7 protein-coding genes and 1 tRNA gene are annotated in these 9,249 nt (G+C 36.9%); 7 read left to right on the forward strand and 1 reads right to left on the reverse strand.

What is annotated here, in order from left to right; genetic code table 11:
• Window positions 1-73: 73 nt before the first annotated feature.
• Window positions 74-766 (forward strand): lipid-A-disaccharide synthase N-terminal domain-containing protein, encoded by a 693-nt coding sequence (locus tag PLJ10_10135; GenBank protein HOK10007.1) that lies wholly within the window; start codon window positions 74-76, stop codon window positions 764-766.
• A 133-nt stretch (window positions 767-899) separates the two neighbouring features.
• Here PLJ10_10135 and PLJ10_10140 read toward each other — a convergent pair.
• Window positions 900-975: transfer RNA gene (locus tag PLJ10_10140), tRNA-Ala, on the reverse strand.
• Window positions 976-1,111: 136 nt separating this feature from the next.
• Between PLJ10_10140 and PLJ10_10145 the strand changes: the two genes are divergently transcribed.
• The 6 genes from PLJ10_10145 to PLJ10_10170 all read left to right on the forward strand — a co-directional run bounded on the left by PLJ10_10145 (window position 1,112) and on the right by PLJ10_10170 (window position 9,242).
• Window positions 1,112-2,482 carry a cellulase family glycosylhydrolase gene (locus tag PLJ10_10145; protein HOK10008.1) on the forward strand — a complete coding sequence of 457 codons (1,371 nt, stop codon included), beginning with the start codon at window positions 1,112-1,114 and terminating at the stop codon, window positions 2,480-2,482.
• 30 nt (window positions 2,483-2,512) lie between these two features.
• Window positions 2,513-3,949: an o-succinylbenzoate--CoA ligase gene (gene menE / locus PLJ10_10150; GenBank protein ID HOK10009.1), complete on the forward strand. Its 1,437-nt coding sequence runs from the start codon at window positions 2,513-2,515 to the stop codon at window positions 3,947-3,949.
• Between the two features lie 4 nt (window positions 3,950-3,953).
• Window positions 3,954-5,588, forward strand: a complete 1,635-nt coding sequence (locus tag PLJ10_10155) for a CocE/NonD family hydrolase (GenBank protein HOK10010.1) — start codon at window positions 3,954-3,956, stop codon at window positions 5,586-5,588.
• A 245-nt stretch (window positions 5,589-5,833) separates the two neighbouring features.
• Window positions 5,834-6,622, forward strand: a complete 789-nt coding sequence (gene kdsB, locus PLJ10_10160) for a 3-deoxy-manno-octulosonate cytidylyltransferase (GenBank protein ID HOK10011.1) — start codon at window positions 5,834-5,836, stop codon at window positions 6,620-6,622.
• The gene (locus PLJ10_10165) at window positions 6,623-8,293 is read left to right on the forward strand and encodes a CTP synthase (protein HOK10012.1); all 1,671 of its coding nucleotides are present in this window, start codon (window positions 6,623-6,625) and stop codon (window positions 8,291-8,293) included.
• A complete protein-coding gene (locus PLJ10_10170) occupies window positions 8,283-9,242 on the forward strand; it encodes a hypothetical protein (GenBank protein ID HOK10013.1) in 960 nt (319 codons plus the stop codon). The genes PLJ10_10165 and PLJ10_10170 overlap by 11 nt, the downstream gene beginning before the upstream one ends.
• Window positions 9,243-9,249 lie beyond the last annotated feature (7 nt).

Below are 9,249 nucleotides of genomic sequence, written 5' to 3' on the forward strand. Positions count from 1 at the left end.
TTGGAGATGCGAATAAGTTTATTGTAACCATTTGTCTTTTAATAATCATATTTGCCTTAAAGGTTAATCATTAATGAGTTTTTCTTTGAACTGGAACTTTTTTTGGCATCTAATCGGTATAATAGGTGCTATTATTTTCTTTGGTCGATTTTATATTCAATGGATATGGTCGGAAAAAATGGGGAAAAGTGTTATACCACTCGTATTCTGGTATATGAGTGCGGTAGGCTCTATTATGTTATTAGCCTATGGTGTTTTTATCCTTTCCCCTGTGGGGGTGGTGAGTTATGGTTTTAACCTATTAGTATATGTTCGAAATTTAATTCATATCTGGCGTAGACAAAATAAACTTACCTCTCTACGGTATCATATTGCCCATGCCCTCATTATCGTTGCACTGCTTGTCTCAACTGTGGTTGTAACGTATGTGTTTTACCAAAAAATTTTTCATGTTCGTGAAATGGAACGTTCCATGGCAATTAGACATAGTATCTGGATTTTTATAGGTATTCTGGGACAATTCCTATTTGCTCTCCGTTTTTTAATTCAATGGTTAGCGACAGAGGTTAAAAAACAGAGCGTTGTGCCTACTATTTTTTGGTATTTAAGTTTGCTTGCCTCATTTTTGCAGATAATCTCATATACCTTCCAACGAGAATGGCTTTATGCTTTTGGACTATTTACGACACTTTTTGTTTATTTTCGTAATATCTGGCTTATCAGAAAAGGGCAAAAAGATATTTTGGAAACAAACGGAAATGAATAACAGATACCGTTTTTAACACTAACGAAAAGAAGCAGAACAGTTTAAAAAGGCGTTCCCAACGAAAGAAAAGCACATCACAACTTAGTTAAATTTATAATTCCCTTTATAATCCTTGAACCTGCACTTATTAATATGGTGGAGTCGAGGAGGATCGAACTCCCGACCTCATGACTGCCAGTCATGCGCTCTCCCAACTGAGCTACGACCCCACCGAAGGAACTATATTATAACCGAAAAACAGGTTTATTGTAAAGTAAAAGAATGCAATGGAATTTTATAATTTATTACAATGTTTAGAAGTAGCTTTATACAATCATAAAATAACTACAGAAAGGAAGTAACAAAATGAGGAGATATTTTGCCAAAAAAAATGTTTGTACTTTCTTTTTAATACTGTTTGCTTCTTTACTTTTTGATTTAAAAGGATATGGGGAGGAAGAGGCAAAGATAGAAAAACCTACTTATATATATGATAAAAGCGGACGCATTGTTATTTATCACGGTATCACGGTTTCAAATTCTGCCCGTAAAACAGAAGACTTTTTACCGTGGCAAAGTAAAGACGACTTCTCAAAGTTAAAAAATTGGGGGTTTAATTTAGTTCGGTATCTCATTTTCTGGGAAGCGATTGAACCCACATCTGGTATATATAACGAAGCATATATGCAAAGTACATTAGAACGACTACAATGGCTTGATGAATTAGGAATCGATGTTTTGTTATGCGTTCATCAAGATTTATTTAGCAGAAAATTCGGAGGAAGCGGTTTTCCATCATGGGCTATTCATGATAAAGACCTCCCTTTTACACCAGTGACTCCACCTTACAAAAATTATTTCTCAAAACCTGTGATGACGTGCTTCGATTACTTTTGGCGTAGTGAGATGTTGAAAAAAACATACATTGATATGTTGAAGTACGTTTTATCGAAGGTAGATAAACAGCCAAACTTGATTGGTATCGAGGTATTTGATGAGCCCTGGCCTCATATTGGACCTGGATTTGAACAAACATTTTTAACTGAATTTTATCAGAGAATCGATAAGATGATGCAGGAGAATAATTTTCAGACACGTATTTTCTTTCAACCTATGCTAATTTCAAGTGTGTTAATACCTACTGGCTTGCAATTTAAACCAACAGTCCCCTCAATTTACGCTGTTCGCTACTTTGACCCCCTTTACGACAATCAAGACGAAACGTATGGCAGAACGAACAACTGGATAATGTCTACCACAATTTCTCAGCGAGTTCGTGAAGCTAAACGTTGGGGCATCCCTATGATGATAACAGACTTCGGAGTAAACCTGAATATGTCAGGGGCATCACAATTCCTCGACGATTGGTTCAAACTTGTTGACCAATATCATTTGGGATGGGTTTATAACTCATATGACAAGGATACAGACAATCCGTATGCAATTCTTGATGGTGAGGGAAATGCAAAACCTATTTTAAGCAAATTGATTCAAACCTATCCTCAGCGAATTGCAGGCAAAAATCCATCATGGTTCGTTCGTGGAAATTTATTTAAGCTAACGTATGAAAACATCGGCATTAATTCGCCAACTGTAGTATTTATCCCTAAAAGTGATGTTGCCAGACAGGTTGTAGTTAATGGAAAATTTCAACCCTATGACCCACTTAGAAATCTATGTTTTGAATATGTTGCCTCACAGGATGAAAAAACTATAAATATTGTTGTCCAATGGTGAAGATAGGTAACACTTCACAAAGAAAATACTATGATACCAACAAATGACATAAATGCTTTTTTCCGTTCCTATGCTTCAAATCTATTTATACGAACAAAAAATAACACCTATTCTTTTAAAGACATCTTAATGAAGTCTGATGAATATCTTAAGCACATATCATCAATAGAACGGTGTAGAGTTGGGCTTTTGTGTGTTCCTTCTATAGAAACAATTGCTATTCTATTTACACTCATAAGGTTACAAGCCGAAATTATAGTGCTATCCCCAAAAGAACCTGAGAACAGGATACATTCGATATTAAATCAATTAGAAGCAGATATATTGCTCTGCACAGACAAGTACCTCAACAAATCGCAAATTAGATATGCTCCTATTCCTGTGTGTGCAATTGAAAAAATAGATACTATCAAATCACTCATCATTCCAAAAAGAATGAAGAGAAAGAGGGTTTCCAATGCACCCAGTTTTATTATCATGACTTCTGGCAGTTCAGGTTCTCCCAAAAGTGCAGTGTTAACAATAGATAATATGCTTGTCAATGCACATTTTAGTAATCGCAATATCTCCTTTAAGGAAGGTGATACTTGGCTATTATCGCTCCCTTTGTCTCACGTATCTGGACTGTCTATTCTATTTCGTGCAATAGAAGGAGGTGGGTGTATATATGTGCCTGAAAATCAAATTCGTTGGCAAGATACAGAATTACCACCCGAAATAACTCATATTTCTGTGGTAAGCACTATTATGAAGAGGATATTAGATAATAATAGGTTACCTGAAAATAATACCTTAAAAGCAATGCTTTTAGGTGGCGGACCAATTCCTGAAGGTCTTGTTAAGACATGCTATGCGAAAGGATTTCCTTTATATGTCACCTATGGATTAACGGAGATGGCTTCTCAAGTTACAACATCCACCCCTGAAGATACACTTGAACATCTACTTACAAGTGGTAAACCATTAATAAATGATACCGTTCACATCGAAGATGATGGGACCATCTCTGTCAATGGACCTTGTCGTTTCCTTGGATACCTAAAAAATGGAATTCTTGAAAAACCTTTTGATTCCCAAGGTTGGTTTAACACACAGGACTTCGGTGAATGGACCTCAGATGGTTATCTACGTGTTTTAGGTCGGAAGGATTTGGTGTTCATTTGTGGTGGTGAAAATATCCAACCTGAAGAAATTGAAAATTGTATGTTATCCAGTGGATATGTCGAAAAGGCTGTTGTTATACCATTGGACGATGCTGAATATGGAATGATACCTATTGCCTTTGTTGAATTTGCAAAAGGTTATAATGAAGACAAATTAAAATCATATTTAAAAGAGAGAATATCTGGGATTAAAATACCAAGATATTTCTACCCAATCCCAGAGGAATTTAATGTTACAGGTATCAAAGTATCTCGGAAAATATTGCAAAATTACGCTTATAAAAATATAAAAGTAAAGGATTGAAACTATGTTTCGAAGAACATCGGTCAGCCTTATATTTTTCTTGATATTTCTTTCCGTTTCTTGCAGTATCTCATGTCAACAACGAACAGTTGAAATCCCTATGAGTGACGGAGTGAAATTAAAAGCAGAACTTTGGCTTCCCAGTGCTTTAGGTTCTTACCCAGTGCTCCTTGAACGCACACCATATAATCGACGAGATGTAATTAAAATGCATAAACATTTGGTTGATAGCGGGTATGCCGTTCTGGTTCAGAATTTACGAGGGATAGGAGGCTCGGAAGGTTCCTGGGAAGTCTTTGGAAATGATAGCTGGGGAGGACCAGGAAGACAAGATGGGATAGATACCGTTAATTGGATAAAAAAGCGAAGATGGTGTAATGGCAAAATAGGGCTGTTGGGGTTTTCTGCTTCTGCTATATCAGCCCAATTACTTCTTTCAGCAGAACCCGAAGGTGTCCAATGTGCCTATCTTGTGGCAGGTTCAGATAATTTTTATGAAAGTATATTTCCTTATGGTTGCTACCGTAAAAACACAATAGAAGAATGGCCTCCTGCCCGTGAGTATTTGCCCGAAATTATAAAGCATCCTTCTTATGATGAATTTTGGGAGCGTAGAGATGCTCGTGCAAGAGCAGATAGGGTTAAAGTTCCAGTATACATTGTCGGCGGGTGGTATGACCTTTTTCAAAGAAGTTCCACCGAATTCTTCAGACTATTAAATACCAATGCTTCTTCCCCCACGTATGGAAAATGCAAACTGGTAATGCAGGCATTATCTCATGCTGCAACTCCAGGGGAACTGGTTATTGAGGACAGACAGAAAATAAACATTGATGAAAAAATGGGTAGTATGAAAGATTGGTTTGATTACTGGTTAAAAGGTGTAGACAATGGTCTGTATGTTAAACCATCGGTCGCTCTATTCGTCGTTGCTGACAATCAAAATCCGGGGGAAATAGGTAACACATGGCAATTCTATAATAACTTGCCATGGAGTTCTAACCCCATAACTCTGTATCTGCACCCAGAAGGTGTCCTTTTATTAAACGCAGTCGATGTAGAGGAAAGCTTTTCTACATATATATATGACCCCAATGACCCTACCCCATCTAAAGGTGGGAATAACCTAATGCCACCGTCAGGCCCGTATGACCAGCGTGAAATAGAACAAAGAAAGGACATACTCATTTTTACCTCACCGCCATTAAAGACACATCTTACATTAATGGGTCCAATAAAAGTTTATTTATACGCCTCGACGGATGTTAAAGATACTGATTTCGGGGCAAGATTTTGTGATGTATACCCTGATGGTAGGTCAATGCTTATGAATGAAGGTATGGTAAAAGCAAGGTATCGAAAAGATATTAGAACCGAAAACTTTATTAAACCAGGTCAAATTTATGAATATGAGATAGACCTATGGGATACCGCATTAGTTTTGCCACCAGAACACCGTATCCGAATAACTATCATTTCCGCCAGTAATCCTCGATATGAACCTAATCCAAATACTGGTGAGCCGTTTCGGCAACACACTCAATTTATAAAAGCCACAAATAACATTTATCACAGTAAAATATATCCTTCACGTGTAATACTACCAAGAACCGCACCTGAAACATTTGATATTTTCTAAACTGCTGAATAAATACCTCTCATAAAATCTTTTTTTGGAAAAGACACGTTAGTAAGTAAAAAAGACTAATGATACTAAATTTTTATGTGGTTTAACCGTAACAACTTTTTTGATTGAGAGACGTAAATTATGGTAATTTAATATAGATAGGTTAATAAAAATATGGCGCTCTTTTTTAGCACGTTGGAATTATAAGAATAGAAAGGGTTATTTTTTAAAATTTATAGTTTTAATAGAAATTTATTATGAATCAAAAGCATGATGTAATAAAACAAAAAAATAAGGAAGTTTTGGTAGTTATCCCAGCACGATACGGCTCTACACGCTTTCCTGGAAAGATGTTAGCCAATCTATGTGGTTATCCGCTTGTATATTACGCTTATCGTCAGGCAAAAAAGGCAACTTGTGCCACTGAAGTATTAGTTGCAACAGATGACAAGCGAATAAAAGAAGCGTTAGAACCATTAGGTGTGCCTGTGGTTATGACAAGAGCAGACCATGCAAGTGGAACAGACCGAATTGCTGAGGTAGCAGAAAAACGAACAGAAGGAATTATCGTTAATGTTCAGGGTGATGAACCACTTCTACCTCCAGAGTGCATTGATGCAACAGTGCAACCATTACTCCAGAATGATAACATTCAGATGTCTACTGCTTGTCGACCATTAAATGACCCTGAACAAATTCAGAACCCAAATGTGGTCAAGGTAGTATGTGATAAAAATCAATTAGCACTTTATTTTTCACGTTCTCCAATTCCGTATATTCGAGATGCAGAACAACAACAGAACCTTGACGGGATTTATTGGCAACATATAGGTCTTTATGTTTACCGTCGTGAATTCCTACTACACATCTCAAAATATCCACAAACACCTTTAGAGAAGTTAGAAAAATTAGAACAACTACGAGTCCTGGAACATGGATATTCAATAGCAGTTATTCCTACTGATTATGAAGCGGTGGGTGTCGATACACCGGAAGACCTTATTCGTGTTGAACAAATATTAAAAGTCAGAGAAAAGGAATTATAGATGACGGATAGAAAAACACCTGTAAAATATATATTCACAACAGGGGGTGTCGTATCCTCCATTGGTAAAGGAATCGTTTGTGCCAGTTTAGGACTTCTCCTCGAGTCGCGAGGTTATAAGATTGCAATTATGAAGATGGACCCATATATCAATGTAGACCCGGGAACAATGAATCCTTTTGAACATGGAGAAGTTTTCGTTACAGATGATGGTACTGAAACTGACCTCGACCTTGGTCACTACCAACGTTTTACAAATGCAAAATTGAGTCACCGAAGTAATACAACCACAGGGGCAATTTACAATACTGTAATAAAAAAAGAAAGGGATGGGGCTTATTTGGGAAAAACTGTTCAGGTCATCCCTCATATCACAGATGAAATAAAGAATCGTATTCGTGCACTTACTATTGATGAAGACGACGTGGACATTGCAATTATTGAAATAGGTGGTACGGTCGGCGATATTGAGGGGTTGCCGTTCTTAGAAGCCTTACGACAATTCCGACTTGAGGTGGGACCAGAGAATTGCTGTTTTATTCATGTCACCCTCGTTCCATATATTGAAGCGGCAAATGAATTAAAAACAAAACCGACACAACACAGTGTTAGAGCCTTGCGTGATATCGGTATTCAACCGAATATTATTATCTGCCGAACAGGGAAAAGTAAATTAGAAAAGGAACAAAGACAAAAAGTGGCTCTGTTTTGTGATGTTCCAGAAAAAGCCATTATCAATGCTCAAGATATTTCACCAGTTTATGCAATTCCTTTAAACTTTAAAGAACAAGACTTGGATGTAACCGTCCTTGATACTCTTGGCTTAGACCGTCGCGAAGGGAACCTCTCCGAATGGATTACCATGGTAAACCGACTTACAAACGCAACAGAAGAGGTTCGTATCGCTGCAATCGGCAAATATACAGGTCACGGTGATGCTTATAAAAGTATTAACGAAGCCTTTATCCATGCAGGTATAGCAAATAATTGTAAAGTTATATATCAATGGATTGATTCTGAACGGTTTGAGCCTGGAAAAGAGAAGCCAGAAGAGGTCCTCAATGGGTACCATGGAATTCTAATAGGACCGGGATTCGGAACACGGGGTATCGAAGGGAAAATTAATGTTGCTCAATATGCCCGTGAAAATAAAATTCCATATTTTGGTATATGTCTGGGCATGCAAGTAGCAGTTATTGAAATTGCTCGAAACTGTCTCGGCCTAAAAGAAGCTCATACAACAGAGGTAAATACACAAACACCACATCCTGTTATTTCCTTACTCACAGAACAGAAGGGTATCTCCTCTAAAGGTGGAACAATGCGATTGGGAGCCTATCCTTGTGAACTACAACCCAACACACATGCCTTTCAAGCATATAAACAACCCCTGATTTATGAACGGCACCGACATCGTTACGAGTTTAACAACGCTTATCGTGAAATGTTCTTATCAAAAGCAGACCTTATTATTAGTGGCATTCACCACAGAAAATTAATGGATATCGAAGAAGAATTGGTCGAGATTATCGAACTTAGTCCTAAAAAACACCCTTGGTTCTGTGCCTGCCAGTTCCACCCTGAATTCAAAAGTACACCATTAAAACCACAACCTTTATTTTGTGACTTCATAAAATCAGCATTGGAATATAAAAAAAGAAATGGAAAATGAGTTAACACCCGATACCTTAGCATGGATTTGTAAAAATGCGGAGCAGGCATGGCAAGAAGGAGACCCTAAGAAACTTCAATTTTGGGAAGACCAAAAAAAAGAATTTCAGAAAAAATGTTATAAAAAAATAGAGGGACTATCAAAACAAATTTCTATCCTCCAAGCTCAACAGGAACTATTAATTCAGAAAACTATTAGCAACGAATATACGCCAGAAGAAGCAAATCAACTTAGTCGACAAATTTATCAGTATAAAGAAAAGATACTTAAACAAATACAGTTTTACAAACAATTAGCAGAGTTACAGATCACAACCGCTGAATCTGGAATACCACAACCTGCAAGTAACCAACACATTATCCAACAAATAGAAGTACACACAAATTTCCCAAGAATAATTAATGTGTCAGAATTTCTTTCTCAAATGTGGAAAAAGTTACTACGTAGTATATTTTTAACAAATACAGGACAAATTATTTTATGCTCAATCATTCTAATAATAGCGGTATACCTCACATGGACATGGAACACCCGGAATCAACAACCAAAATTTGAATTGCAAACTCCCAAACAAGACAATTTAATAGTCATTCGGTATGCTAATCATGGCATGTTTAAGTCAAAACTATATATAAGTAAGACAAAAAATTGGGATTTTCCACCATATCTATATAGATTAGAATGTTTTGTAGAACAATCAGAGGAAGGGAAAAAATTACCCATTGAACTGCCCCTCAACTGTTTTTATATAAACGATGCTATTTTATCCCCTCTAATAACAACGACTGTTGAAGTTCAACCTGGCTCAGAAAAAGAATTGGCAATTGACACACAATGTATCACCCGCACCTTCCCTGAAGCCAAAAAAATCATCCTAAACATTAAAACATTTTACCTTCATAAACAAGTCTTCCACCACATCCTACCATTAGAAAAACCACCCACCTAAAAAATTT

Source organism: Candidatus Hydrogenedens sp. (assembly GCA_035361075.1).
GTDB lineage: Bacteria > Hydrogenedentota > Hydrogenedentia > Hydrogenedentales > Hydrogenedentaceae > Hydrogenedens.

Excerpts from the sequence above, each read along its gene's own strand:
- PLJ10_10155 (HOK10010.1), top strand. The coding sequence starts at position 3,954 with ATGTTTCGAAGAACATCGGTCAGCCTTATATTTTTCTTGATATTTCTT.
- PLJ10_10170 (HOK10013.1), top strand. The coding sequence starts at position 8,283 with ATGGAAAATGAGTTAACACCCGATACCTTAGCATGGATTTGTAAAAAT.
- PLJ10_10145 (HOK10008.1), top strand. The coding sequence starts at position 1,112 with ATGAGGAGATATTTTGCCAAAAAAAATGTTTGTACTTTCTTTTTAATA.
- menE (HOK10009.1), top strand. The coding sequence starts at position 2,513 with ATGATACCAACAAATGACATAAATGCTTTTTTCCGTTCCTATGCTTCA.
- kdsB (HOK10011.1), top strand. The coding sequence starts at position 5,834 with ATGAATCAAAAGCATGATGTAATAAAACAAAAAAATAAGGAAGTTTTG.
- PLJ10_10135 (HOK10007.1), top strand. The coding sequence starts at position 74 with ATGAGTTTTTCTTTGAACTGGAACTTTTTTTGGCATCTAATCGGTATA.
- PLJ10_10165 (HOK10012.1), top strand. The coding sequence starts at position 6,623 with ATGACGGATAGAAAAACACCTGTAAAATATATATTCACAACAGGGGGT.